The sequence below is a fragment of the Stenotrophomonas sp. YJH_SMC_127 genome (genome assembly GCF_059372445.1).
In genome coordinates this window covers 231,051-257,259 of record NZ_JCAFVO010000003.1, presented here as the reverse complement: position 1 = coordinate 257,259, position 26,209 = coordinate 231,051, and the positions used below count along the sequence as shown (strand labels likewise).

The window sequence follows — 26,209 nt, the reverse complement described above, 5'->3', positions numbered from 1 at the left end:
TGGCGTGGATGTACTGTTGTGGGTGCGAACCTTGGTTCGCACGCTCCCGCCCATGACCGATGGGACGGTATCGCGGCGCCGCTGCTGGCTAGACTCGATGGGTTGATGAGCAGGCCGGAAGGCAGGGGTGCGATGTGTTGAAGTGGGGCGTGCTGGCCGTAGCGCTGGCAATGGGTGGCAATGCAGCGGCGCAGCAGCGCGAATCAGTGGACCTGGACATGGTCAGCCGCATCCGCCAGGAGGCCTTCCACCGTTCGCAGGTGATGGACACCTTCAGCTATCTCACCGAACGCATCGGCCCGCGGCTGACCAACTCCCCGGCGATGGGCCGCGCCAACGCGTGGACCCGCGGCAAGTTCAACGAATGGAAGCTGGACAACGTCCACGACGAAGCGTTCGATGACTTTGGCCGTGGCTGGGAGTTCACCTCGGCCAGCGTGGAAATGCTGGGCGACCGTGTGCAGCCGCTGCATGCACTGCCCAAGGCCTGGACGCCGGGCACCAAGGGGCCGGTTGAAGGCGAGCTGGTGCAGGTCGAGATCAAGAAGCCCGAAGACATCGAGAAGTACCGCGGCAAGCTGCGCGGCAAGATCCTGCTGCTGGGCGAGGCGCGCGAGTACAAGCGCGGCACCGAGCCGGATTCCCATCGGCATGACGCGACCTCGCTGGAAGGGCTGCAGGCGTTCACCCTGCCCAAGGACCAGGACGCCACCGCCGAGCGCGCCAAGCGGGTCAAGGAGTACCAGGAACGCCAGCAGCTGGCGACCAGGGTCAATGCGTTCTTCGTCGAAGAAGGGGCGCTGGCCTCGATCAGCATCAGCAGCTGGGACAACGGCATCATCCGCGTTGCCGGTGGTGGTTCGCGCAAGGCCGGCGAGCCGGTCGGCATCCCCGAGCTGGCGATGATCAGCGAGCACTTCAACCCGCTGGTGCGCGCGCTGAAGGCCGGGCAGACCGTGCGCCTGCGCGTGGATGTGGCCGCGCGCTTCACCGATGACGCCGACCAGCCCGGCTACAACACGCTGGCCGAGATCCGCGGCAGCAGCAGGCCCGATGAAGTGGTGATGATCGGTGCGCACCTGGATTCCTGGCACAGCGGCACCGGCGCGGCCGACAACGCCGCCGGCGTGGCGGTGATGATGGAGGCCATGCGCATCCTCAAGGCCACCGGCGCCAGGCCCAAGCGCACCATCCGCGTGGCGCTGTGGAGCGGCGAGGAGCAGGGCCTGATCGGCTCGCAGGCCTATGTGGCCAAGCATTTCGGCCGGTTCCCGGAGCCCACCGACCCGGCGCAGAAGGCGCTGCCGGCGTCGCTGCGCGAGCCGACCGGTGCACTGCAGAAGACCCGCGATTACAGCAAGTTCCAGGTCTACTTCAACATGGACAACGGCTCCGGCCGCTTCCGGGGCATCTACGCCCAGGAAAACCTGGCGGCGATGCCGATCTTCGAAGCCTGGCTGGCGCCGTTCCATGACGTCGGCGCCACCACCGTGGCGACCCGCAACACCGGCAGCACCGACCACATCAGCTTCGACCGCATCGGCCTGCCGGGCTTCCAGTTCATCCAGGACCGGCTGGACTACTTCACCAATGTCCACCACAGCCACCTGGACACCTGGGACCACGCCGAACCGGAAGACCTGAAGCAGGCCGCAGCCATCGTCGCCTCGTTCGCCTACAACGCCGCGATGCGCGAGCAGCCGTTCCCGCGCAAGGTGGAACCGTAAAAGGGGACGGAGGGGATTAAGTCGCATCTCCCCTCCGTTTCCCGGTTGCAGTACCCACGGGCTGGGCAATCGCGACTTAATCCCCTCCGTCCCCTTTTTCCGTCGGGGGCGGCGGGCTGGTAAAATCGGGGGATTCCCGTTCCTCGAGCCGTCCATGACCTGCCGCACCCGCTTCGCCCCCAGTCCCACCGGCTACCTGCACATCGGTGGTGCCCGCACCGCGCTGTACTGCTGGCTGGAGGCCCGCCACCGTGGCGGCGAGTTCGTGCTGCGCATCGAGGACACCGACCGTGAACGCAGCACCCAGGGCGCGATCGACGCCATCCTGGAGGCGATGGAGTGGCTGGGCCTGGACTACGACGAAGGCCCGATCTATCAGACCGACCGCGTCGGCCGCTACCGGGAAGTGGCAGAGCAGCTGATCGCCGACGGCAAGGCCTACTACGCCTACGAAACCCGCGAAGAGCTGGACGCGATGCGCGAGGCCGCCATGGCCAGGCAGGAAAAGCCGCGTTACAACGGCGCTGCACGCGAACTGGGCCTGCCGTACAAGGACGACCCGAACCGCGTCATCCGCTTCAAGAACCCGCTGGAAGGTACGGTGGTGTTCGACGACCTGATCAAGGGCCGCATCGAGATCGCCAACAGCGAGCTGGATGACATGGTCATCTTCCGCCCGGACGGCTACCCCACCTACAACTTCGCGGTGGTGGTGGACGACTGGGACATGGGCATCACCGAGGTCATCCGCGGCGACGACCACATCAACAATACCCCGCGCCAGATCAACCTGTACGAGGGCATTGGTGCGCCGGTGCCGAAGTTCGGCCACATGCCGATGATCCTGGACGAGCAGGGCGCCAAGCTGTCCAAGCGCACCGGTGCGGCCGACGTGATGCAGTACAAGGACGCCGGCTACCTGCCCGATGCGCTGCTGAGCTACCTGGCCCGCCTGGGCTGGTCCCACGGTGACCAGGAGCTGTTCAGCCGCCAGGAGCTGATCGACCTGTTCGACGTGAAGGACTGCAATTCCAAGGCCTCGCGTCTGGACATGGCCAAGCTGGGTTGGGTCAACCAGCACTTCCTGAAGACCGAGGACGTGGCCGCCATCGTGCCGCACCTGGTCTACCAGCTGCAGAAGCTGGGCCTGGACGTGGCCGCCGGCCCGGCCCCGGAGGATGTGGTGATCGCCCTGCGTGAACGCGTGCAGACCCTGAAGGAAATGGCCGAGAAGGCCGTGGTCTGGTACCAGCCGCTGACCGGGTACGACGAAGCGGCGGTGGCCAAGCACCTCAAGGCCGGTGCCGAGGTGGCGCTGGGCAAGGCCCGCGAGCTGCTGGCGGCGCTGCCGGAGTGGACCGCCGAGTCGGTGGGCGTCGCCCTGCACGACACGGCCGCAGCGCTGGAAATCGGCATGGGCAAGGTCGCCCAGCCGCTGCGCGTGGCGATCACCGGCACCCAGGTCAGTCCTGACATCTCCCATACCGTGTACCTGGCCGGCCGCGAGCAGGCCTTGAAACGCATTGATGTGGCCATCACCAAGGTAGCAACGGCCTGAGGCATCCTTGCCAGGCCCGAACCGGAGAACACGCATGCCCGCCAAGACCGCCACTGCCTGTACCGCCCCGCACCACCACGTCCACGACGCATCGGATTTCGTGGCGGTGGTCGAGCGTGTCTCGCGCGAACGCGGGCTGCGCCTGACCCCGATCCGCGCCAACGTGCTGAAGCTGATCGCCGAGGCCGGCAAGCCGGTCAAGGCCTACGAGCTGCTGGAATGGGTGCGCAACGGCAAGGGCGTGGGCGCCGATGCCCCGCCTACCGTGTACCGCGCGCTGGACTTCCTGATGGCCAATGGCTTCGTGCACAAGCTGGAATCGGTGAATGCCTTCGTGGCCTGCCACCATCCCAGCAGTGCCGCGCATTCGGTGCCGTTCCTGATCTGCAACAGCTGCCACAGCGCGGTGGAACTGGAAGACCGCGAGATCGTCACCCAGCTGGAGAAGCGCGCCAAGGAGCTGGGCTTCCAGCCGCAGGCACAGACGCTGGAAGTGCATGGCCTCTGCGCGCGCTGCGCCGGCTAACGCAACGGTAGTGCCGGCCGCTGGCCGGCATTTTGGAAACGGGGTCAGATCCCTTTGCCAGTGGCAAAGGGATCTGACCCCGTTTCATACCGGTGCGGCAGGGCCTGCGTCCTAGTCCATCGGCTTGGACCGGGTATCCACCCGCACGATCACCGACATGCCGGGCCGCAGCTGCTTTGCCAGCTTCTGATCCCTGTTGATCGATATCCGCACCGGCAGCCGCTGCACCACCTTGGTGAAGTTGCCGCTGGCATTGTCCGGGCGCAGCACGCTGAATTCCGACCCGGTGGCTGGGGCGATCTCCTGCACGCGGCCCCGCAGCACCTGGCCTTGGAACGCGTCCACCGAGAACGTCGCCGGTTGGCCGATCGCCATGCCCCAGGTCTGGCCTTCCTTGTAGTTGGCCACCACCCACAGCGTGTCAGGTACCAGGAACAGCAGCTGCGAACCGGCAGCGACGTACTGGCCCACGCGTACGCTGGCTTCGCTGATCTGGCCGTCGCGTGGTGCGTGGATCACCGTGTTGGCCAGGTCGATGCGGGCCAGTTCCAGCTGCGCCTGCGCGCTTTCCACCTGCGCTTCCAGGCTCTTGCGCGCGACCTGGGTCGACACCAGCGTTTCCTCGGCGATGCGGATCTGCGCCTGCGACTGTTGCACGCTGGCCTGTGCCGACGCCTGGGTGGTGCGGAACTTGTCGCGGTCGTTGATGGACACCAGCTGCTGCGCCGCCAGTTCCTCGTAGCGTTTCAATTCATTGCGCGAACGCTGCAGTTCGGCCTGGCCAGCCGACAGCGTGGCGCGGGCGGAGGCAATCTGTGCGCGGTTCTGCGCCTGTGACTGGTCCGAGTTGGCCAGCGCCGCGCGCGCGCTGTCCAGCGTCGCCTGCGCCTGGGCCACGCGCTGCGCATAGATGCGGTCATCGATGCGCAGCAGCGGCTCGCCCTGCTTCACATGCTGGAAATCCTTCACCAGCACTTCGGTCACATAGCCGTTCACCTGCGGCGCCATCACCGTGATCTGGCCGCGTACATAGGCGTTGTCGGTCACCATCACGCTGCTGGTGAACGGCCACAGGTGCCAGGCGCGCAGGATCAGCGCAATGCCCAGCAAGGCCACTACCACCATCACCACTACGCTGCGGGCGCTGGGCTTGAGGTACTTCGGCGCGACCGCGGGTTCTACCGGCGTGGGCGCGGGCGCCGCGTCGGTCGGCGGCGGTGGGGTGACGTTGTCGGTGTCGTCGGGGCGGGGCGGGACGGGAGGCATGGGAGGACTCAACGGGACGCGGCCGGCGTGGACGCGGTGGAAAGGGCGGGGTGGCGCTTGCGCCATTGCTTGAGCACGGCGGTGCGCAGCGACAGCAGCAGCAACCAGCACAGGAAGCCGATCGCCAGCCAGCCGCTCAGCGTGAACACGTCATTGAAGCCACGCACGTTGGCTTCGCGGCGCGTGGTCTGCGCCAACTGCGCGCTGCCCTGCGCACTGCGCAGCACCGGGTCGGTGATCTGCGCAGCGTACAGCTGCTGCTGGATGCGCAGCCGTTGCGCGACCACCGGATCGGCCGGATCGAGCTGGCTGGTCAGCGCGCTGGAATACAGCTGCTCGCGATGCAGCTGGAAGGTCCCCAGCACCGCCGAACCTGCAAGGCCACCCAGGGTCTGCGTGATCGACAGCGTCACCAGGAAGGTGATCATGTGGTCGACGCCCTGTTTCAACGCGGCGGAGATGCCGAGCATGATCAGCGGGCCCATGAACATGCCGGCACCGACCGAGGCCAGGAACTGGCTGGCGTAGAAGTCGTGCGGCCGGTCCAGGCTGGTGCGGTGCTGGTCGAAGAACGCGGCGGCGCCCAGCAGCAGGATCGCCATCAGCAGCTGCGCGATCAGCCGCTTCGGTCCGAAGGTGAGCGAGGCGCCGGCGATGCCGACGATCACCCCGGCCAGGATCACTACGAACAACGGCCGCATCTGGTCAGGCCCCATGCCCAGCGTGCGCATCAGGTTGACCACGCCGTAGGACTGCTCAGTGGTGAGGAAGCGGATCAGGAACGCGCCGACGATGAAGTGCAGCACCGGCAACTTCGACAGCCAGCGGATCTGCAGCAGCGGATTGCGCCGGTAGTGTTCGATGATGAAGGCGGTGGTGGACAGCACGATCGAGGCGACCAGCGCCCAGCCCAGCCATGGGGTGTTGAGCCACCAGCGGGTGTAGCCCTGCGCCAGCACGATCACCAGCAGCGCGACCGCCGGCGCGAGCAGGGCGAAAGTGAGGAAGTCCAGTGGCTCGAAGGCTTTCACCTGGATGCCGGGCGGCAGCTTCAGCACCACCACTGCCGCGAACGCGCACAGGGCCAGGCCGGCTTCGAAGGAGTACAGCTGGTGCCATTGGCCGGTATCGACCAGGCCCGGCGACACGATCCAGGCAATCGGCACCGCCAGCTGCGACAGGCCGACACCGATCACCAGCAGGTTGCCGGTGAACCGCCGTGGCAACGCCTGCAGCATGTACAGCGTGCCCAGCGTAGAACAGGCCGCACCCGCGAAGCCGCTGGCGGCTCGGGTCAGCATCGTGGTCTCGAAGCTGCCGACGAACAGGTGCAGCACCGCCAGCGCCGCATACATGCCCAGGCCGATCTCGGCGAACAGGCGGATGCCGTACTGCTGGCGGAACTTGAAGGCCAGCAGGTTGGCGGTGACATTCACCATCGCATACGCGGCCACCAGCCAGCTGCCCTGGGTCGGAGTGAGCGCCAGCTGGCCCTGCAGGAACGGCAGGTTGGCGGTGACCAGCGCATTGCCGAGGCCGCCGGTGATCGCCACCAGCAACGATACCAGCGCATAGGCCGCGCGCCGGTACGGCGGGTGCCAGGGCATCGACGCCGAGCCGGGCATGGTCGGCTTCTCATGCTCCTCCCAATCCGGAACCGGCTTCAGATACGGCTGGACCATCAACGGGCCTCGCTGGCAGCTCCCTGGAGACCCCCACGCAGCAGCTGCAGGGCACGCCCGGCCAACTGGGCGCGCTCGTCGCGGGTCTTGCCGCGCAGGGCCGCACCCAGCATGCCCGAGATCAGTGAAATATCCGTCTTTTCCAGGTCGTCACGGCACAGCCCGGCGGCCTTGGCGCGCGCGATCGGTTCCTCCAGCAGGTCGCGCACGGTCTCGCGCGCGGCGCGCATGGACGGCACGTCCGAATCAACCGCACGCCAGTAATCGGCCAGCGCCGGTGAATCGATGATGCGCTGGGCCATGCCCTCGAACACCTCGAACAGGGCGTCGTCACGGTCGCCGAGCTGTTCGACCTGACGCCGGATGCGGTCGACCGTGCGCTGCAGCAGCGCCTGGATCAGCGCGGTGCGGTCGGGGAAGTTGCGGTACAGGGTGGCGCGGCCCACCTGGGCGCGTTCGACCACCAGATCCAGCGGGGCGGTGACGCCATGTTGGCCGAAGACATGATCGGCGGCGTCGAGGATGAGGGCACGGCGGGCAGCTGCATCGGCACGTTGAGCGGTCATGGAATTATTTTCGGACAAAAGTGTCCGATTGGCGAGACTTTGAGTGACGGGATTGTCCGCTTGTTGTCGTACGCACATCTTTGTGACGGATGCGTGATGGTGTCGCGGCGATACGCAGGAACCCCCTGGCTCCCGGAGGGGGCGGTAGATCCACGCCATGCGTGGATGAGTATCTGGAGCGGATGGGAGCTGGCTAGCAGCTCACTGATCCACCTTTCCAGTTTTCTTCCTGCTCTTGATGAAATCAATGAACCCCTTCTTGTGGCCCTCAAAGACACGACGGCCGTACTTCCGGTACTGCGGTTCAAATAGTGTGTAGGCCCCATCCAGGTCTCCGGACTCGAACTGGATGGTAGCGGCGAGTTCGTCCATGTACTCGGTCGCGCCTTCGCCCTCTCCATAGATGCCTCTGGCGACCATCGCCCACGCTCTGGCGTTCTCAAACTGAGCGGTATCGCGATAGAAGACAGCTATTCCATACGATGTAATCTGGCCGTAGTCATAAGCAGATTTCGGCTCCGGAATCATGTCCCAGCTTTCAAGGAAGCGATGCTCTGCCTCCGCAATGTCGCCGGCCAGCCAAGCGGTTCTCCCGCGTTTGGCGATTGCAAGGAAGCGTTCTTCCAGTTCGGCATCGAGACTCAGGGCCATGCAAATGTTTCCGCTCAGTTTATCTATTGGATTGACACCGGGCTGAGTCTAGCCGCGTAGCAGATGGTGACGCGTCGGTAGTGCGCCGCTTCTACCAGTTCATGCCATATACGACAAAAAAGGGGGCCTTTCGGCCCCCTCAGGTAATGTTCCGACGGCGTAGGCAGATCAGAAGAACGCGCGGATCCCGAATGCGACGCCGCGGCCCGGCAGCGGCGAGTAGTCGCGCAGCAGCGAGGTATGCGGGCGCACTTCGCGGTTGGTCAGGTTGCTGCCATCCAGGAACACCTCGTAGCTGTTGCCCGCGTTGCGATCCCAGCGGTAGGCCAGATGCGCGTCGACCAGGGTGTAGCCGTCGCTCGGGGCTTCGTTCTGGGCAACGTCCTTCTGGCGGCTGTAACGCACCGCACCGACCGAGGCGCGCCAGCCGTCCTTCGACCAGCGCAGGTCGGCACCGACGCGGGCCGGGGCGATACGCGGCAGGTAGCCGGTGTTGGCCAGCTCCACGTTGTAATTGTGGTTGTGGTCGCCGTGCGGTACGGCGATGTCGAGGCTGCGGCTGCCGCTGCCATCCAGCTTGGCCTTCACATAGTCACCGAACAGGCGCAGATCCCAGTCACCGGCGCCACCCTCGAACAGGTGCACCAGCGCTTCGGCCTCGGCGCCGCGGAACACCGCGTCCTGCTGGGTCCAGGCGCGGACCGGCAGGCCTTCGGTAACACCGGTGTCGGCGAGGTAGATGAAGTCCTTGAACTTCGTCTGGTAGACCGACGCGGAGAAGTCCAGGCGATCGCTGTGGGTATGGATGCCCAGTTCGACGCGCTGGCCGCGCTCGGTTTTCAGGTTGGCGTCGCCGATCTCCAGCGAGCGGGTGGCGATGTGCGCGCCGGCGGCGTACAGCTCTTCGTTGGTGGGTGCACGCTCTGAGCTGTCCACGCCGATGCGCAGGTCAACGGCATCGTTGAGCTTCCAGATACCGGCGGCAGACAGGTTGGTGGCACCGAACGTGCGGCGACGGTAGTCACCGGTCGGGTCCAGCTTGACCTGGTCGTGGCGGCCACCCAGTTCCAGCTTGAACGGGCCGAACTGCTTTTCCTGCAGCACGAACAGGCCGATGTTCCTGGTGCCGGTATCCGGTACGAACGCCTCTTCGCCCTTGGCGCCGAAATCGCTGTTGCCGAACTGCAGGCCGAACGCGCCGTCCCAGCCGCCGATCTGCTGCTGCACGGCTTCCAGGCGCGCTTCGATACCACGGTTGGTGAAGCGCGTCGACGGCGTGCCGGCCTCCAGCTCCACGTGCTCGTAGTCGGTGTAAGCCACGCGTGCGTTGATGTTCTTCAGGAACGAGACCGGGTTGTAGATGCCGGCCTTGGTCTCGAAGCGGTTCTGCACCATGTCGATGCGCACGTCATGCTCGTCGCCGCCTTCCTCTTCATCGCCGTGGTCGTGACCGTGGTCATGGCCATGGTCATCACCATCGGCATGCACGTGCGCGCCGTTGGGAATGCCGTAGTTGGTGCGATAGGTGCTGGCCGACACACCGAAGTAACCACCGTCGCCCAGCCACGTTGCGCCGACGCCGCCGGCGCGGGTGCGGATCGAACTGTTGTCCAGGCGGCCGCGGCGCGGTTCTTCGCCCTCGGCTGCATCGTGATCATGGTCGTGATCGTGGTCATGGTGGTCTTCAAGGCTGTCGATCACCGCGTAGCCGGGAATGCGGTAGTCGTCGCCATTGCGCACCAGGCCATCCACGTGCAGCACGACATTGCCGCTGACACCATCGAGGCGGAACATGCCGCTGCGCTCATTGTTCACCGAGTTGCCGCGCAGCTCGGCGCGGCCGCTGAGCGGGCGCTCCGGCAGTTCGCGCGCGATGCGGCCATCCACCACATTGACCGCACCACCGATGGCGCCGCTGCCGAACAGCAGCGTGGCCGGACCCTTCAGCACTTCGATCTGGTCGGCCAGGAACGGCTCGATGCTGGTGGCATGGTCGGCGCTGACCGTGGAGGCGTCCATGTTGCCCATGCCATTGGACAGCACGGCAACGCGCGGGCCTTCCTGGCCGCGGATGATCGGGCGGCCGACGCCGGGGCCGAAGAAGGTGCTCTGTACGCCGGGCAGCTTGGCCACGGTATCGCCCAGGGTGCCGGCCTTCTGCTCGTCCAGGCGCTCACCGGCCAGCACGTCCACCGGGCGCGCCAGGGATTCGGCATCGCCCTGCAGCGGCGACGCGGTGACCTGTACCGAGGAGAGTTCGGTCAGGTGGCGGTCACGGTGGGAGGTGTCCTGGCCGGCTGCAAAGGCGACGGACGGCAACAGGGCGGCGAGGGCCAGGGCCAGGGAATGCGGCTTGAGCCGAGGGGTGTGGGCGGGCATGGGCAGGTCCTTTGTTACAATGTATCAATCGCAGGGCGCACGAATCCCGTCGAGGGGACAGGGGGAGGGGAAACCGTGCGGTTCGGAGAGGGATGTTATATTATTCCATAACGATTCGCCGACCCTGCTGGAAGTCATGTCCCTGTCCTCACGCCTGCGCCACCTGCTCGACCGTTTCGGTGCCACTGGTTCGATGCTGTGCGCAGTGCATTGCGCGGTGATCCCCGTGCTGCTGGCGGCGGCGCCGTCGCTGGGCCTGTCGTTCTGGCTGAGCGATGGCGTGGAACAGGCGCTGGTGGTGTTCGTGACCCTGCTCGGGCTGTTCAGCCTGGTCTGGGGCTATCGCCGCCACGGTGCGCTGCGTGCGCTCGGCTTCCTGATCCCCGGCCTGGTCGCGCTGTGGGCCGGCGTGCTGTACGACCCGCTGCACCACAATGCGGTGCCGCATGCGGTGGTGATGACCATCGGCGGCCTGCTGGTGGGCGTTGCCCACCTGGTCAACCTGCGCCTCAACCACGGCCACGTGCACGACGCAAGCTGCGCGCACTAGGCACGCCGTGATAGGATTTCCGATCGTGCGCGGGGGCGCCCAGCAAGGCGGCCCCGCCGAACCCGTGTCAGTACGGGGTAACCAGATTTCACACTTGAGGAGTTGAAGACATGGGTAAGGGTGACCGCAAGACCGCCAAGGGCAAGCGCTACAACGCCAGCTACGGCAACGCCCGTTCGCACACCGCGAGCAAGGTCGCCGTAGGCGCCGCCGCCCCGGTTGCCAAGAAGACCGTGGCCAAGGCTCCGGCGAAGAAGGCCGTGGCGAAGAAGGCCGTCGCCAAGGCCTGATCAGGCCGACCGACCGGTCCAAGGAAAACGCGGCGCCTGGCGCCGCGTTTTTTTATGCGCGTTCCTGCAGGGCCGAGCCCATGTTCGGCTGGCGTAATGCAGCCGAGCATGGGCTCGCTCTACAGGGAATTCAGCGCAGGGTCTGCTTCAGCGTTTCCGGATTGCCATCGTTCGGCGCGGCCGGCACCTGCAGCAGGTGGGCCAGCAGCGGGTAGACGTCGACATTGTCGAAGCCGTCGATCACCAGGCCCTGGCGGAACGACGGGCCGCTGGCCACGAACACCGCACGCATCGACGGTAGGGCATTGTCGTAGCCGTGCGAGCCACGGTCCTGCTTCGCGCGCTTGGCGATCTTCTCGCGGTGCAGCGCATCCCAGCCTTCATCCATCGCACAGACGATGGCCGGAACCCGCGGATGCGTGCCGTAGTGCCAGCGCGCCGGCAGGTTCTCCTTCTTCCAGCACTCGTAGTGCGCATGGCGGCCGAGCAGGGCGCGTTCGGCCTCAGCCTCACGACCGGCCACTGGCGCGAAACCCACCGACTGGCCCTGGCTGACGTTGCGCGCGATGGACGGGTCGGCCATCGATTCGGTGGCGATCACGTGGCCGTCGGCGACGCTGGCCATGCCGTGGTCGGACACCACGATCACATTGGTGGTGGCGACCAGGCCGCGCTGCTGCAGGCCGTCGAGCACCTGGCCGACGATCAGGTCGGCGCGTGCGATGGCGTCGGCGTACTGCTTCGACCCGGGGCCGTAGTTGTGCCCGGCCTTGTCCACGTGCTCCATGTACAGCGTGGTCAGTCGCGGGGCATCGGCGTCGGTCTGTGCCAGCCAGTCGAGCACGATACCGGCACGCTGCTCCAGCGGTTCCTTGCCGTCGTAGATGCGCCACTGGCTGGGGCGCACACCACGGATTTCCGATTCACTGCCCGGCCACGACGTCGTGGCGGTGCGCACGCCGGCGTTCTCGGCGCCGACCCAGATCGGTTCACCGCCCCACCAGGCACTGGTGGTGACGGCCTCGCGGTTGCTCAGCTCGAAACGGCCCAGCGCTTCATCGTCCATGCTGTTGTTGACGATGCCATGGTGGTCCGGGCGCAGGCCGGTGACGATGGTGTAGTGGTTGGGAAACGTCAGGGAAGGATAGGACGGTGTCATCCAGCGGGCGCGCACGCCGCCGTCGATCATCCGCTGCAGGTTCGGGGTCAGCCCGCGGTCCAGCGCATCGGCGCGCAGGCCGTCGATGGAGATCAGCAGCAGCTTCGGCGGTGCGGCCGATGCGACGGACGTGGGAACGGAGGCGGTAGGGGCAGGCGCAGTGGTGCAGGCAGCCAATGGCAGCAGCAGCGCCAGCGAACAGGTCAGGCGTACGGAAGTCATCCGTGCATGATAAGCCGGTGCAATTACCGGCCCAAGACATGACGCGCCAGGATCGCCCGGGGTCAGATCCCTTTTCCACGGGAAAAGGGATCTGACCCCGATGTTCAGGCGAACAGCGGGGCCTGGCGTTGTTCCAGCCGCAGCAGCGCGGCCTTGGTTTCCAGGCCACCGCCGAAACCGGTCAGTGCACCGTTGCTGCCGATCACGCGGTGGCAGGGCAGGATGATCGGCAACGGGTTGCGCCCGTTGGCCGCGCCCACCGCGCGGGTCGCGCTGGGCTGTCCCAGGTGTTGCGCCAGTTGCAGGTAGCTCCAGGTCTGGCCGAACGGAATCAGCGCCAGCGCCTGCCACACGCGCAGCTGGAACGGCGTACCACGCGGCGCCAGCACAAGGTCGAAGCTGTTGCGCTCGCCGTGCAGGAACTGCAGCAGCTGCTCGCGTGCTTCCGGCAAGGCATCCGGTGCGTAATGCCAGTCATCACGCCCGCGCGCGGGGTGGCGGTTCTCCGGGAACAGCACGTGTGACACGCCACGCTCGTCGCCGGCGATGGTCAACACGCCGATCGGGCTGTCGAAACGATCGAACAACAGTGTCATGTCGGTTCTCCAACGAATGTGCCGGACAGGTGCCACAGGTGCAGCACGGCGTAGGCGCGCCAGGGACGCCACGGTTGCGAGCGCGCTTCGGTTGCGCGTTCGCTCAGGCGCTGGCCCTGCGCGTGGCCGATGACCTGCTGCAGTACAAGATCGCCGGCCGGGAAGGCATCGGGCTGGCCGAGGCCACGCAAAGCGATGTACTGCGCGGTCCATGGGCCGATGCCGGGCAGTGCCACGCAGCGGGCAACAAACTCTTCCAGCGCCTGGCCGGGCCCGAAGTCGAGCTGGCCGCTGGCGCAGGCGGTGGCCAGTGCACGCACGGTCGCGGCGCGGCTGCGCGGCAGGCCGATTGATTCCAGAGGCGCCTCGGCCAATACCTCGGGTGCCGGGAACTGGCGATCAAAGTCGGACGACATGCCCGGCAGGTGCGCGCCATAGGCATCGACCAGCCGCCGCGCGAAGGTGGTGGCGGCGGCAACAGTAACCTGCTGGCCGAGCACGGCGCGCACGCCCACTTCGAAGCCATCCCAGCCGCCGGGCACGCGCAGCCCGGGGCGTTCGGCGATACCGCGCGCCAGCAAGGGTTCCTCGCCCAATGCGGCGTGCACCTGCTGCAGGTCGGCATCCAGATCAAACACGCGACGCACGCGGCGCACGATGTCCGGGATCAGGCGCGGATCCACCGCACCCAGCTGCAGGCGCAGCTCCGGGCGCTTCGGGTCGGCAGTGACGCGCAGCAGGGTGGGGCGCTCCGGCGTGCCCAGCACGCGCTGATAGCTGTCCTCGCCAATCAGCTCGATGCCGGGCAGGCTGCGCTTGCGCAGGAACGCCAGCATGCGCGGGAAGTCCAGCGGCGGACGGTAGCCCAGGCGCAACACCAGGCCGCCATCGTCGGCGGCCAGCGGTTGATGCTGGCGGCGCAGTGCGGTGGGGGCCATGCCGCAGCCCTGCAGGAATGCGGTATTGAAGCGGCGCAGGCTGTTGTATCCGGCGGCCAGTGCGACGTCGGTCACCGCCAGCGTGGTCTCGGTCAGCAGTTGCTTGGCCAGCAGCAGGCGATGGGTGGCGTGGATCTGCCCGGGCGTCGCACCCAGGCGTTCGACGAACAGGCGCTGCAGCTGGCGCGCGCTGAGGCCGAGCTTCGTAGCAAGATCGGCCACCGGCTGCTCCTGCAGGAAGCCGCCGTGGATCAGGGCCAGGGCGCGCTGTACGGTCTGCCCGGCCAGTGCCTGCTGGGCCTGTGGTGCCAGCTCCGGGCGGCAGCGCAGACACGGGCGATAGCCGGCGGCGGCGGCAGCAGCGGCGGTCGGGTAGTAGGTGATGTTGCGCGGCTTCGGGGGCGGTGCGGGGCAGACCGGGCGGCAATAGATGCCGGTGCTGCGCACGGCGGTGAAGAACACGCCGTCGAAACGTGCGTCGCGGGCCAGGCGGGCGCGGTCGCAGGCGGCGGTGTCGAGGGCGAGGGCGGTGTCCATGGCGGCAGTCTAGGCGGGTGCGGGCGGGGATACTCGCCACATTCGGACATGGATGCTGAAGGGGGTCACGCCGGGCTGCGCCCGGACCCGCGGTAGTGCCGGCCGCTGGCCGGCAACAGCAACAGCAGAAGCGGGATTCCTGTGGGATGGCGTGGTGGGTCCGGTGGCAGGGGACGCCGTTAACCCCCCAGACCGGCCCAGCCGCTGGCGGCTGTGCGTTCGGGCGCTTGCGAAGCAGTGCTTCGCAAGCAAAGCGCCCTCACCCCTGGGGACTTGGTCACGGCATCCATGCCGCTCGCACCCCTGCCACCGGACCCACCACGCCTTCGACAGGTTCCTGAGGCTGTTGGTAGGTGTCGACCTTGGTCGACACGCTTTCCCAAGGGTCAGAAGGGGTTCAGTGCCACGCGCTGAATGCGCGGCCTGGACGGGTAGACTGTGGCTCTTGGTCCCATGAATCCCGGTTGCCCGATGTTCGCCAAATTCCGCTGGTTGCCCCTGTTGTGCCTGGCCCTGGCGGGCTGCAGTCAGCTGGAGAATCCGGGCAACGTGACCGCTGCCGACAAGGCAGCGCGGGCGCCGGCCAGTGATGGCGAGAACATGGTTTCGATCAATGCCGCCGACGCGCCACCGGCACCGGCACCACCGCGCAGCCAGGCGGGTCGGCCGTGGCCGCAGGCGCAGCTGGAAAATGGGCGTGCGTGGGTCAGTTGCAGCACGGAATATGCGGGCGATGCCGGCGACGGTGCCGAACTGGAAGGGCTGCAGCGCGAGCAGATCACCCAGGCCCTGGCGCCGTGTGCCGAGCGTGGGCTGATGCGCGTGCGTTACGCCGGCAAGATCAATCCGGGCTTCGCCGAAATGATGTGGCGGTTGGCGGTGGTCGCTGACGAACTGAAGATCCACAAGCGCATCCTCGACCTGGACTCCAGTGGTGGCCAGGTGGAGTCGGCGATCGTGGCCGGTGACAGCATCGGTGAATCGGGCTGGACCATCTGGGTGCGCGAAGGCTCCATCTGCCACAGCGCCTGCGTGTTCGTGCTGGCTGCCGGTGACAACCGCCTGCTGTCGGGCAAGGTCGGCATCCACCGCATGATGCGGATCAGCTCCAAGGCCACCTCGCGCGCCGAGCTCAACCGCGAGCTGCACGAAGTCTACGACAACGTGAAGGATTACCTGCAGCGCAATGGCGTGGCGGTGGGCGTGGCCGATCTGATGATGACCGTGCCCAATCGCAGCCTGCGCCTGCTGACGCCGGATGAGCTGCGCCAGTACGGCCTGGATGGCACCAACGCGGTGCAGGACGATCTGGAACGGATCAAGCAGATGCGCGCCTGCGGCGATGACTTCGTGCAGCGCAAGGACGCGTTCCTGATCGCCTTCGACCAGCAGTGCAAGCGCGACGGCGCCGACATGGAATCGATCAACAGCTGCGGCCAGGCCCTGAAGCAGCGCTTCGGTTTCCCGGATGCGGTATGCCCGGACGAAAGCCCGCTGTCGGAGATCGATGTGGCGACGCTGCCACCGGCACCGTCGGAGCCGCCGCCGGTGGCCGAGCAGCCGCCAGCGAACACCGCCGCGCCCGCCGCGCAAGCTGATGCGGCAGCGGTGGAGGGCAACGCTCCGGCACGCTGACGGCGTAGTCACCGCGCTGGCGTAGACTGCGGTTCTCTCCAGAAAACCGGCGGTGTCCATGAAGCGCGCGTTCCTGCTGCTGTCCCTGCTGCCCCTGACCGTGTTGGCGCAGGCCCCTGCGCCGGCCACGCCTGCACCGGCCCCGGCACGCCCGGCACCAGCCTCGCCGGCAGCTGCGAAGCCCGCTACCGCCGGTTCCCCTGCGTTGACCGCTGCTCAACAGGCGCAGGTGCAGAAACAGGACGCGGAAATGGGCGCCGCCGCAGTGAAGGCAGCGCAACTGGTCGACGCCAACCGCGCCGGCGAATTGTGGGATGGCGCTTCGGCCGTCGCGCGTCGTGCGGTGCCGAAGGCCGCTTTCGTCAGCCAGTTGGCCGCCGAGCGCACGCGCCTGGGTGCGCTGGCCGGGCGTGGCCAGCCGACCATCACCCGGGTCAAGTACAGCGCCGGTGCAGCAGTGCCGGAAGGGCTGTACATCAACGTCAGCTTCCCGACCCGTTTCGCCAACAGCGCACAGCCGGTGCGCGAGCTGGTCTCGTTCCGTTTCGACGAGGACCAGGTGTGGCGCCTGGCCGGTTACAGCCTGCGCGCGTCGGCACCCTGAGGAGGTGAATGATGGCAACTGAACTGACGATGCTGGCCTGGTCGGTACTGCTGGGCTTCGTGTACATCTTCGCCACCTCCACGGTGGTCACCCGCGAGCGCGGGATGAAGTGGAATGCTTCGGCACGCGATGGCGATGCAAAGCCGCTCAGCCCGCTGGCCGGTCGCCTGCAGCGTGCGCAGGCCAATTTCCTGGAGACGTTTCCGTTCTTCGCCGCCGCCGCCATCGCAGTGGTCGTGGCCGGTCGCGGCAACGACACCACTGCACTGGCGGCGCAGGCCTACTTCTGGGCGCGTGTGGTCTATCTGCCCCTGTACGCCGCAGGCGTGCCCTACGTGCGCAGCCTGGTGTGGCTGGTGTCGCTGCTGTCGATCCTGGCGCTGGTGTTCGCACTTCTGTAAGTCGGCCTGATCCAGATCAAGGCCGCTCAGGCGCGCGGCGCTATGCTGGCGCGGATTGGATCAACGGCAGGAGGCGCGCATGCGCAGGATGGACGTGGTGGTGGTCGGCGCCGGACCGGCAGGTCTGTGCTTCGCGCGCGCGCTGGCCGGCAGCGGGCTGCAGGTCGGGCTGGTCGAAGTGCAGCCGCGCCAGGCGCTGGCCGAGGCCGCCTTTGATGGCCGCGAGATCGCGTTGACCCATGCCTCGCGGCAGAGCATGGAGCAGCTGGGGCTGTGGCAGCGCCTGCCGCACGCTGAAATTGCTGATCTGCGCGATGCCAGGGTGATGAACGGCGGCTCGCCGTTCGCGCTGACCTTCGCCAGCAGCCAGGTCGACGGCCAGCCGCTGGGCTGGCTGGTACCCAACCATCTGATCCGTCGCGCCGCGTGGGATGCCGTGCAGGGCCAGGACGGCCTGGAGCTGTTCGACGGGCGCAAGGTGCTGGGCGTGCAGGCCGATGCGCAAGGCCACGTGGTCAAACTCGATGACGGCAGCCAACTGCATGCGCGGCTGCTGGTGGCCGCTGACAGCCGCTTCTCCGCCACCCGCCGCATACTCGGCATCGGTGCGCAGATGCGCGACTTCGGCAAGTCGATGCTGGTGTGCCGCATGCAGGTCGAGCGCAACCATCACCACACCGCCTGGGAGTGGTTCGGCTACGGCCGCACGATGGCGCTGCTGCCGCTCAACGAGGGCCAGGCATCGGCGGTGATCACGCTGCCGCCGCGGCAGATCGAGGCGTTGCTGGCGATGGACGAGGTGGCCTTCGGTGAGGCCATCAGTGCCTGCTTCGAACACCGCCTGGGCCGGATGCAGCCGGTGGCCACGCCGCAGGCATATCCGCTGGTGGGTGTGTACGCGGATCGCTTCGTCGGCGAGCGTTCTGCGCTGATCGGCGATGCCGCAGTCGGCATGCATCCGGTCACCGCGCATGGCTTCAACCTGGGCCTGGCCAGCGCACAGCGGCTGGCGCAGGGCATCGTCGCGCAGCAGCGCCGTGGTGCCGACATTGCCGCCGCCGGCATGCTGGCCAGTTACCAGCGTGGTCATCGGCTGGCGTCGCGGCCGCTGTACGAGGCCACCAATGCGATCGCCAGCCTGTACACCGACGACCGTCGCCCGGCGCGCCTGCTGCGTGCGGCCGGCCTGCGCCTGGCGCAGGGCGTGGCACCGTTCAGGCAGCTGATTGCCTCGCACCTGACCCAGCGCGTGGCCTGAACAGCTTCAGATCAGCCTGCAGCCAGCACCCGGATCTGGCTGTCGGCGAATTCGACCACCTGGCCTGCGCGGATCTTGCAGGCCTTGCGCAGTTCCACTTCCCCGTCCACCCGTACCTGGCCCTCGCTGATGACCATCTTGGCCTCGCCGCCACTGGTGACCAGATCGGCCAGCTTGAGCAGCTGCTTGAGTTCGACGTAGTCACCGTCGAGGTCGAATTCGAGAATCTGCATGGAGCGGGGTTCCTGGGAAGAGGGCGCAGGCCAGCGGCCGGGCCGGGAAGAGGGCGCGTATTGTGCGCCAGCACGGGCCCGACGGCATCTGTGAGGAAAGCTGTATGCCTCGTTCAGCATCAATGCGGTATCATTCCGCTCTGAGCGAGTGAAATCTCCTCCGACCGAGCAGCGCCAGGGCACGCGATAAGAAGGGCGCCCAAAGCGCGGACCATCACCTTTTTTATCGCACTGCCAGGAAGACGGCAGTGCCTTCGGAGTTCCCCATGTCCCAAGATTCCCAAGCGCCGCTGCAGTTTGCGCAGCTCGGCCTGTCCGAGCCCGTGATGCAGGCCGTCACCGCCATCGGCTACGAAACCCCGTCGCCGATCCAGGCCGCCACCATCCCGGCGATGCTGGAAGGCCGCGACGTGCTGGGCCAGGCCCAGACCGGTACCGGCAAGACCGCTGCCTTTGCACTGCCGGTACTGTCCAACATCGACCTGCAGCAGATCAAGCCTCAGGCCCTGATCCTGGCGCCGACCCGCGAACTGGCCATCCAGGTTGCCGAGGCGTTCCAGTCCTATTCGTCGAAGATCCCCGGCTTCCGCGTGCTGCCGGTGTACGGCGGCCAGCCCTACGGCCAGCAGCTGTCGGCCCTGCGCCGCGGCGTGCATATCGTGGTCGGTACCCCCGGCCGCGTGATCGATCACCTGGACCGCAGCACCCTGGACCTGTCCGAGCTGAAGACGCTGGTGCTGGACGAAGCCGATGAAATGCTGCGCATGGGCTTCATCGACGACGTCGAAGCGGTGCTGAAGAAGCTGCCGGAGCAGCGCCAGGTGGCCCTGTTCTCGGCCACCATGCCGCCGCAGATCCGCCGCATCGCGCAGACCTACCTGCAGGACCCGGTGGAAGTGACCATCGCGGCCAAGACCACTACTTCGGCCAACATCCGCCAGCGTTACTGGTGGGTGAGCGGCATGCACAAGCTGGACGCGCTGACCCGCATCCTGGAAGTCGAGCCGTTCGACGCGATGATCATCTTCGCGCGGACCAAGGCCGGCACCGAAGAACTGGCCAGCAAGCTGCAGGCGCGTGGCCTGGCCGCTGCCGCCATCAACGGTGACATGCAGCAGGCCCAGCGTGAGCGGACCATCGCCATGCTGAAGGAAGGCAAGCTGGACATCCTGGTCGCCACCGACGTGGCCGCGCGCGGCCTGGACGTGGAGCGCATCAGCCACGTGCTGAACTACGACATCCCGTACGACACCGAAAGCTACGTGCACCGCATCGGCCGTACCGGTCGTGCCGGCCGCAGCGGCGAGGCGATCCTGTTCGCCACCCCGCGCGAGAAGGGCATGCTGCGCCAGATCGAGCGCGCCACCCGCCAGCCGATCGAAGAGATGCAGCTGCCGAGCGTGGAAGCGGTCAACGACACCCGCATCAACAAGTTCACCTCGCGCATCAGCGAAACCCTCGGCGCCGGTGGCCTGGACTTCTACCGCCAGCTGCTGGAGCGCTTCGAGAACGAGCAGAACGTGCCGGCCATCGAGATCGCTGCCGCGCTGGCCAAGCTGCTGCAGGGCGATACCCCGTTCCTGCTGCAGCCGCCGGTGCGTGCCCCGCGCGAAGAGCGCGCACCGCGCGAGCGCTTCGACCGTGGTGACCGCCCGGAACGTGGTGATCGCTTCGACCGCAACGAACGGGGTCCGCGCTTCGAGCGTGGGCCGCGCCGTGACGACGCCGAAGGTGGTTTTGAACAGCGTCCGCGCCGTGAGGTTCCGCCGCGTGGTGCACCGGAGCAGGGCATGGAGACCTACCGTATTTCGGTCGGTCACCAGCATGGCGTGAAGCCGGCCAACATCGTCGGCGCCATTGCCAACGAAGCCGGCCTGGAAAGCCGCTTCATCGGCCGCATCGACATCCACGACGACTTCTCGCTGCTGGACCTGCCGGCACAGATGCCGCCGGACGTGCTGTCGCACCTGCAGAAGGTCTGGGTGTCCGGCCAGCAGCTGCAGATGCGTGCGCTGGCTCCGGGTGAAGACACCAACCCGGCCCCGCGCCCGTTCAAGCCGCGCTTCGACAAGCGTGGCCCGGGCGGTCCGGGTGGCCCGCGTCGTGGCGGCCCGGGCGGCCATGGTGGCGACCGCGGCGGTGACCGCGACAGTCGCCCGCCGCGTCGTGACGGCTTCAAGCCGCGCGGCCCGCGCAGCTTCTAAGCCGCACCCGCAGCCGTCCACACCACCGCCAGCCCCCGGGCCGGCGGACAGAAAAAGGGGACGGAGGGGATTAAGTCGTATCTGGCTGGCCATGCGCCTGTGCCAAGAACGACTTAATCCCCTCCGTCCCCTTTTTCGCATGGCCCACACATTGCCGGTCCTAGGCTGAGCCGGTTCCTAAGGAGGTTGTCACCGCAGCACATTCAGGGGGATCCGGGATGGGTAGGAGTGGCACGGACCAACACAGCCGGCGGGTGCCGATGACCCGGGGGCTGGGACTGCGATTTGCGTTGTTGACCGGCATGGCGATCGGACTGGTCGCACTGTCCGCCCTGATCCAGGAACTGCAGGCGGCCTCCACTGCCTGGATCGCCGGCCAGGGCTACTGGTCGCGTGGCCAGCAGGATGCCACCGCCGCACTCAGTCGCTACCTGGCGCGTGGCGATGCCGAGGACCTGGACGACGCACGCCAGGCCCTGCAGGTGCCGTTGGGCGATCTGCAGGCGCGACTGGCGCTGGAACAGGCCGAACCGGACGAGGAGAAGGCCAGGCAGGGCTTCCTGCAGGGCGGCAATGCGCGTGCCGACATCCCACGCCTGGTGTTCTCGTTCCGCTACGCGCGCGACATCGGTGCATTCCGCGAAGCGAGCGCGTTGTGGCGGCAGACCGATGGCGACCTGATGGCGCTGCAGCGACTGATCGATGAACTGCAGCTGCGGCACGACGGCAACCTGGTGCCCGTTGCCGCACGCGACCACTACCTGCAGCAGCTGCGTGACCTGGACCAGCGGATGAAGGTGCAGAGCCAGGCGTTCTCGCAGGCGCTGCTGCGGATGGCGACGCTGGTGAGGCTGGCCACGTTGATGGTGGCGGGCCTGTCGGTGCTGGCGATCAGCCTGATGGCGGTCGCCCTGGCGCGCCGCGTCGGCAAGGACCTGACCGAACACGAGAGCCGTTTCCGCGCGGCGTTCTACCAGGCCAACGTCGGCATGCTCAAGCTCGATGCCGAAGGCAAGGTGATCGAGGCCAACCAGGCGATGGCCGATATCCTCGACCATCGTCGTGACATGCTGCTGCAGCTGTCGCTGGGCGACCTGCTGATGGACGGCGAGCTGGTCATCGATGGGGTGGGCCGCATCGATTGGGACCGCCAGCTGCGCCCGAGCGAACTGCGCTTCCGCCGTCGCGATGGCAGCCTTGTCTGGGGCCGCTGGAGCGGCACCGGCGTGCGCAGCACCGGCGGTGGCCTGTCGGTGTTCGCCATCATCGAAGACGTCAGCCAGAACCATGCACTGGCGCGCGAGATCGAGCACCACGCCAGCCACGACCCGCTGACCGGCCTGATCAATCGCCGCGAGATCGAACGGCTGCTGGAACGCGCGCTGCTGCAGGTGCGCAGCGAAGGTGGCACGCACGCGCTGTGCTACATCAACCTGGACCATTTCAAGCTGGTCAACGACAGCTTCGGTCACGCCGCCGGCGACCAGATGCTGCGCAGCTTCGCCGACTACCTGGTGGCGGCGGTGCGCGATGGTGACTGGGTGGGCCGGCTGGGCGCGGACGAGTTCGCCGTGTTCCTGGCCCATGCCGGGCAGGACGAGGCCAAGCGCGTGCTGCAGCGGGTAATCCGCAACCTGGGGCAGGCGACGTTCCCGGTCAGCGAAGGCAGCCCGCAGCTGAGCTGCAGCATCGGCGTGGTCGAGGTCAGCGCCGATGCGCCGGATGTGAACTGGCTGATGAGCGCCGCCGACAGCGCGTGCTATGCGGCCAAGCAGGCCGGCCGCAACCGCGTGCACTGCTTCAACGAGAACCGCATGGCGCTGGAGGAACGGCGCCAGGAAGCCGAGCGGCTGCAGGGCGTCAGCCTGGCCATGGCCGAAAACCGCATGGTGTTGTATGCGCAGCGCATCGCCCGCGTCGGCGATCCCTCCTACCTGCACTACGAGGTACTGGTGCGCATGCGTGGCAGCGATGGCAGCCTGCACCTGCCGGGCCAGTTCATGCCGGCGGTGGAGCGCTATGGCATGGCCGTGGCGCTGGACCGGCACGTGCTTGGCCTGCTGTTCCGGCACCTGCAGGTGTGCCCGGCACACGTGCGGCAGCTGGGCCTGTGCAATGTCAACGTTTCGGCGCAGTCGATCGCCGAGCCCGGCTTCCTCGCCTTCGTCTGCGACCTGCTGGAGCGCAACCGCGCGCTGGCCTCCAAGCTGTGCTTCGAGATCACCGAGACCGCTGCGATCAGCAACCTCAGCCAGGCGCGTGCTTTCATCGATGCAGTGAAGGCGCGTGGCTGCCGGATGGCGTTGGACGATTTCGGTTCCGGGCTGTCCTCGTTCGGCTACCTGCGCCAGCTGCCGGCCGACATCCTGAAAATCGACGGGGCCTTCGTGCGCGACATGGATACCGATCCGGTCAGCCATGCCACCGTGCGCGCGATCAGTGAACTGGGGCGCGAGCTGCAGATGGAGGTGGTGGCCGAATGGGTGGAGACTGCCGACGTCGCCGCCGCGCTGACCCGGCTTGGGGTGCAGGGCCTGCAGGGTTATGCGGTCGAGCGGCCGCAACCGCTGGAGCGGATGACCCTGGCCGACCTGCGGCCGGTGCGCCTGGTGGCGGTGAAAGGTCCGCCCGCCGCTGGCTGAACGCCCGTCGGCGACTTTGGTCTACACGTGGGCTGCAGCCGCGGCTGCGATAATGCCCGGCAGGGGCGACGCGCAGTGGGCGCGGGCGTAAGCAGGAACAGGACGTGGCGTGGGCGGCAGGCAGGGGCAGTACGGAACGGGAGCGGTGCTGGTCGTGCTGCTGGTGTGGTTGGCAATGCCGTGGCCGCTGTCGGCGGCTGTAGCCGAAGCCGGGCGTGACTACCTGCTGGTCGGTGCGGCGACCGATGAACCCACCCCGCATCGCGCATGCACGCCGGAGATGCTGGCGGGGCCACGGCAACAGGTGCAGGTGTCCGCGCCAGCGGGCGGCTGGTCGGGCCAGCCGCAGGCACTGGACGTGTTCAATGTGTTCGCGGGCGAAGTCCGCGTGCAGCATGGGGATCGCGAAATCTGCGGCAACATGCACGATGCCCGTACCCGTGATTCCCGGTTCCGCGCAGGCATCGGCCTGGTCGCGGTGCCGCCGGCGGGCAGCCATGAACCGTTCCTGGTGTCATGGCAGACGCCGCTGAAGGCGCGCTGGGTACCGACCCTGCGGCTGGGCGCGCCCAGTCCCGTGCAGCAGAACGATACCGCCCGCCTGCTGGTGCGCGCGGCCTGCATCGCCGTGGCAATCGCACTGGCGTTGTCGGCCCTGATGGCCTTCCTTACCACCCGCGACCGCAGTTTCCTGGTCTACATCGCCGGTACCACCGTGCTGGTGCTGTGGCAGGCCATTCTCGGCGGGCTGAGCGGCTACCCCGAGCCATGGCTGCCGGTGGGTGAGCGCAGCGCGTGGTGGCTGCTGTCGTTGACCGCTGCATCCCAGGCGCTGGTGCTGCCCGCGTTGTGGCGACTGAACGGCGGCGACCGCCTGCTGCCGCGATCGCGCCCGATGCAGCTGCTGGCGCTGTGGGGATTGCTGGCGCTGGCCGCGTGGGTGCCCTGGCTGCAGCGGGACAGCCTGGCCTGGGTGGCGCAGGGCCTGCAGGTGTCCTACCTGCTGGGCTGCGGCCTGGCATTGATGGCCGGGGTGTGGGCATGGCTGCGCGGCGACCGCTGGGCGCAGGCGGGGTTGGCGGCGCTGGCACCGATGCTGGTGTTGATCCTGGCAGACGCCTGCCGCGCTGCGTGGTTGCTGGAGTACCGCGTGGAGGCACTGCAACTGTCGGTGACCTGGCTGCTGATGATGGCTGCCTATGCGCTGAACCAGCGGCTGGGCCGCCTGCGCCAGCAGCGCGATGAACTTCGCCAGCTGGCCGAGACCGATGGCCTGACCGGGCTGCCCAACCGCCGTGCCGGGCTGCAGCAGCTGGCACGGCACCTGGAGCGGGTCGATCGCGAGCGCGGCCCGCTGGTGATCGGTTTCCTCGATATCGACCTGTTCAAGGACATCAATGACCGCCATGGCCACGCCGTGGGTGACCAGGTACTGGTGGCGGTGGCACGTGCATTGCGTGCCGCGGTCCGCAGCCAGGACCAGGTGGTGCGGATGGGTGGCGAAGAGTTCCTGCTGCTGATGCCGGGCATGCCGCGCGAGGCGGCATCGGCGCGCCTGGATCGCCTGCGCCAGCACCTCACCGAGGCGGCTCGGGCGCTGCAGGTGCCCGGTCTGGAGGTCACCGCCAGCATCGGCCTGGCGCAGTGGCGGCCGGGCGAGGACGATCTCGCCGCGCTGCTGCGCCGGGCCGACCACGCCATGTACGTGGCCAAGCGTGCCGGCCGCAACCGGGTATTCGACGGCGAAGAACTCGATCCGCCGCCTCCGGCATGAAGCGCAGCGGGCGGGGATGCCGGATAATAGGGCGATGACCACCCGACTCAACAAACATATCGCCGACACCGGCTTCTGCTCCCGCCGCGAGGCCGATCGCCTGATCGCCGCCCGCCGGGTCACCGTCAACGGCCATCCGGCCGGCACCGGCGCGGTGGTGGGCGAGGAAGACCAGGTGCTGGTCGACGGCCAGCCGCTGCGCGCGCGCGTGGCCCGCAAGCCCGGTGCCCGCCGCCATGTCTACATCGCGCTGAACAAGCCGGTCGGCGTCACCTGCACGACCGAGACCTCGGTCAAGGGCAACATCGTCGACTTCGTCGGCCATGAACAGCGCATCTTCCCGATCGGCCGCCTGGACAAGGAGTCCGAAGGCCTGATCCTGATGACCAGCAACGGCGACATCGTCAACCAGATCCTGCGCGCCGAGAACGGCCACCAGAAGGAGTACCTGGTGGCGGTGAACAAGCCGGTCACCGACGAGTTCCTGCGTGGCATGGCCCGTGGCGTTCGCATCCACGACCAGATGACGCTGCCGTGCAAGACCTCGCGCATCGCCAAGTTCGGTTTCCGCATCACCCTGCAGCAGGGCCTGAACCGACAGATCCGCCTGATGGCGGCCGAGTTCGGCTATCGGGTGACCCAGTTGCGTCGCGTGCGCATCGACAACATCAAGATCGGTGCGCTGAAGCCGGGCCAGTGGCGCAACCTGACCGAGCAGGAGCTGCAGGGCCTGCTGCCGAGGCAGCTGGACTGGTAACGCGCGGTAGTGCCGGCCGCTGGCCGGCCGCACCAGGCATCCAATGAGCGCGGG

The 26,209-nt window shown here is 67.5% G+C and carries 22 protein-coding genes; 13 read left to right on the top strand and 9 right to left on the bottom strand.

The window, feature by feature from the left end; translation table 11 throughout:
* Window positions 1-134 precede the first annotated feature (134 nt).
* From AC5QAB_RS09520 to AC5QAB_RS09510, 3 genes are all read left to right on the top strand, one after another.
* Window positions 135-1,727: a M20/M25/M40 family metallo-hydrolase gene (locus AC5QAB_RS09520; RefSeq protein WP_014646450.1), complete on the top strand. Its 1,593-nt coding sequence runs from the start codon at window positions 135-137 to the stop codon at window positions 1,725-1,727.
* A 154-nt stretch (window positions 1,728-1,881) separates the two neighbouring features.
* Window positions 1,882-3,285: a glutamate--tRNA ligase gene (gene gltX / locus AC5QAB_RS09515; RefSeq protein WP_197561359.1), complete on the top strand. Its 1,404-nt coding sequence runs from the start codon at window positions 1,882-1,884 to the stop codon at window positions 3,283-3,285.
* A 34-nt stretch (window positions 3,286-3,319) separates the two neighbouring features.
* A complete protein-coding gene (locus tag AC5QAB_RS09510) occupies window positions 3,320-3,811 on the top strand; it encodes a Fur family transcriptional regulator (RefSeq protein ID WP_004150412.1) in 492 nt (163 codons plus the stop codon).
* A 111-nt stretch (window positions 3,812-3,922) separates the two neighbouring features.
* Here AC5QAB_RS09510 and AC5QAB_RS09505 read toward each other — a convergent pair whose 3' ends face one another.
* The 5 genes from AC5QAB_RS09505 to AC5QAB_RS09485 all read right to left on the bottom strand — a co-directional run bounded on the left by AC5QAB_RS09505 (window position 3,923) and on the right by AC5QAB_RS09485 (window position 10,355).
* Window positions 3,923-5,077: an HlyD family secretion protein gene (locus AC5QAB_RS09505; RefSeq protein WP_197561360.1), complete on the bottom strand. Its 1,155-nt coding sequence runs from the start codon at window positions 5,075-5,077 to the stop codon at window positions 3,923-3,925.
* 8 nt (window positions 5,078-5,085) lie between these two features.
* On the bottom strand, window positions 5,086-6,759 hold the full coding sequence (locus AC5QAB_RS09500; protein ID WP_197561361.1) for an MFS transporter: 1,674 nt from the start codon (window positions 6,757-6,759) through the stop codon (window positions 5,086-5,088).
* The gene (locus tag AC5QAB_RS09495; protein ID WP_014646454.1) at window positions 6,759-7,325 is read right to left on the bottom strand and encodes a TetR/AcrR family transcriptional regulator; all 567 of its coding nucleotides are present in this window, start codon (window positions 7,323-7,325) and stop codon (window positions 6,759-6,761) included. Before AC5QAB_RS09495 ends, AC5QAB_RS09500 begins: the two co-directional genes overlap by 1 nt.
* Window positions 7,326-7,526: 201 nt before the next feature.
* Window positions 7,527-7,976 (bottom strand): hypothetical protein, encoded by a 450-nt coding sequence (locus tag AC5QAB_RS09490; RefSeq protein WP_197561362.1) that lies wholly within the window; start codon window positions 7,974-7,976, stop codon window positions 7,527-7,529.
* A gap of 168 nt (window positions 7,977-8,144) precedes the next feature.
* Window positions 8,145-10,355, bottom strand: a complete 2,211-nt coding sequence (locus AC5QAB_RS09485; RefSeq protein WP_197561363.1) for a TonB-dependent receptor — start codon at window positions 10,353-10,355, stop codon at window positions 8,145-8,147.
* A 136-nt stretch (window positions 10,356-10,491) separates the two neighbouring features.
* Here AC5QAB_RS09485 and AC5QAB_RS09480 point away from each other — a divergent pair, with 136 nt between their 5' ends.
* Together AC5QAB_RS09480 and AC5QAB_RS09475 are read left to right on the top strand one after the other, a co-directional pair.
* Window positions 10,492-10,905, top strand: coding sequence for a MerC domain-containing protein (locus tag AC5QAB_RS09480; protein ID WP_008264835.1), 414 nt, complete (start codon window positions 10,492-10,494; stop codon window positions 10,903-10,905).
* A 110-nt stretch (window positions 10,906-11,015) separates the two neighbouring features.
* A complete protein-coding gene (locus AC5QAB_RS09475; protein ID WP_004150462.1) occupies window positions 11,016-11,195 on the top strand; it encodes a 30S ribosomal protein THX in 180 nt (59 codons plus the stop codon).
* A gap of 130 nt (window positions 11,196-11,325) precedes the next feature.
* Here AC5QAB_RS09475 and AC5QAB_RS09470 read toward each other — a convergent pair whose 3' ends face one another.
* The 3 genes from AC5QAB_RS09470 to AC5QAB_RS09460 all read right to left on the bottom strand — a co-directional run bounded on the left by AC5QAB_RS09470 (window position 11,326) and on the right by AC5QAB_RS09460 (window position 14,647).
* A complete protein-coding gene (locus tag AC5QAB_RS09470; protein WP_100449663.1) occupies window positions 11,326-12,576 on the bottom strand; it encodes an alkaline phosphatase family protein in 1,251 nt (416 codons plus the stop codon).
* Between the two features lie 104 nt (window positions 12,577-12,680).
* Entirely contained in the window at window positions 12,681-13,172 is a 492-nt protein-coding gene (locus AC5QAB_RS09465) for a methylated-DNA--[protein]-cysteine S-methyltransferase (protein ID WP_197561981.1), read from the bottom strand.
* On the bottom strand, window positions 13,169-14,647 hold the full coding sequence (locus AC5QAB_RS09460) for a DNA-3-methyladenine glycosylase 2 family protein (RefSeq protein WP_495233363.1): 1,479 nt from the start codon (window positions 14,645-14,647) through the stop codon (window positions 13,169-13,171). The genes AC5QAB_RS09465 and AC5QAB_RS09460 overlap by 4 nt, the downstream gene beginning before the upstream one ends.
* 471 nt (window positions 14,648-15,118) lie before the next feature.
* Here AC5QAB_RS09460 and AC5QAB_RS09455 point away from each other — a divergent pair, with 471 nt between their 5' ends.
* The 4 genes from AC5QAB_RS09455 to ubiM all read left to right on the top strand — a co-directional run bounded on the left by AC5QAB_RS09455 (window position 15,119) and on the right by ubiM (window position 18,545).
* Window positions 15,119-16,282 (top strand): COG3904 family protein, encoded by a 1,164-nt coding sequence (locus AC5QAB_RS09455; RefSeq protein ID WP_197561982.1) that lies wholly within the window; start codon window positions 15,119-15,121, stop codon window positions 16,280-16,282.
* Between the two features lie 58 nt (window positions 16,283-16,340).
* A complete protein-coding gene (locus tag AC5QAB_RS09450; RefSeq protein ID WP_069117380.1) occupies window positions 16,341-16,886 on the top strand; it encodes a DUF4019 domain-containing protein in 546 nt (181 codons plus the stop codon).
* Window positions 16,887-16,897: 11 nt separating this feature from the next.
* A complete protein-coding gene (locus AC5QAB_RS09445; protein WP_046429692.1) occupies window positions 16,898-17,287 on the top strand; it encodes an MAPEG family protein in 390 nt (129 codons plus the stop codon).
* 79 nt (window positions 17,288-17,366) lie between these two features.
* Window positions 17,367-18,545 (top strand): 5-demethoxyubiquinol-8 5-hydroxylase UbiM, encoded by a 1,179-nt coding sequence (ubiM, locus tag AC5QAB_RS09440; protein WP_197561983.1) that lies wholly within the window; start codon window positions 17,367-17,369, stop codon window positions 18,543-18,545.
* Between the two features lie 11 nt (window positions 18,546-18,556).
* On the opposite strand, the gene AC5QAB_RS09435 is transcribed toward ubiM, so the two are convergent.
* Window positions 18,557-18,778, bottom strand: coding sequence for an RNA-binding S4 domain-containing protein (locus AC5QAB_RS09435; protein WP_014036469.1), 222 nt, complete (start codon window positions 18,776-18,778; stop codon window positions 18,557-18,559).
* Between the two features lie 266 nt (window positions 18,779-19,044).
* On the opposite strand from AC5QAB_RS09435, the gene AC5QAB_RS09430 reads away from it, so the two are divergent.
* The 4 genes from AC5QAB_RS09430 (at window position 19,045) to AC5QAB_RS09415 (ending at window position 26,155) form a co-directional block, all read left to right on the top strand.
* Window positions 19,045-20,982 (top strand): DEAD/DEAH box helicase, encoded by a 1,938-nt coding sequence (locus tag AC5QAB_RS09430; protein WP_046429684.1) that lies wholly within the window; start codon window positions 19,045-19,047, stop codon window positions 20,980-20,982.
* A gap of 218 nt (window positions 20,983-21,200) precedes the next feature.
* On the top strand, window positions 21,201-23,624 hold the full coding sequence (locus tag AC5QAB_RS09425; protein WP_049418832.1) for a putative bifunctional diguanylate cyclase/phosphodiesterase: 2,424 nt from the start codon (window positions 21,201-21,203) through the stop codon (window positions 23,622-23,624).
* 109 nt (window positions 23,625-23,733) lie between these two features.
* Window positions 23,734-25,398 carry a sensor domain-containing diguanylate cyclase gene (locus AC5QAB_RS09420; RefSeq protein ID WP_075075649.1) on the top strand — a complete coding sequence of 555 codons (1,665 nt, stop codon included), beginning with the start codon at window positions 23,734-23,736 and terminating at the stop codon, window positions 25,396-25,398.
* A gap of 34 nt (window positions 25,399-25,432) precedes the next feature.
* Window positions 25,433-26,155 (top strand): pseudouridine synthase, encoded by a 723-nt coding sequence (locus tag AC5QAB_RS09415; RefSeq protein ID WP_014646467.1) that lies wholly within the window; start codon window positions 25,433-25,435, stop codon window positions 26,153-26,155.
* Window positions 26,156-26,209: the final 54 nt, after the last annotated feature.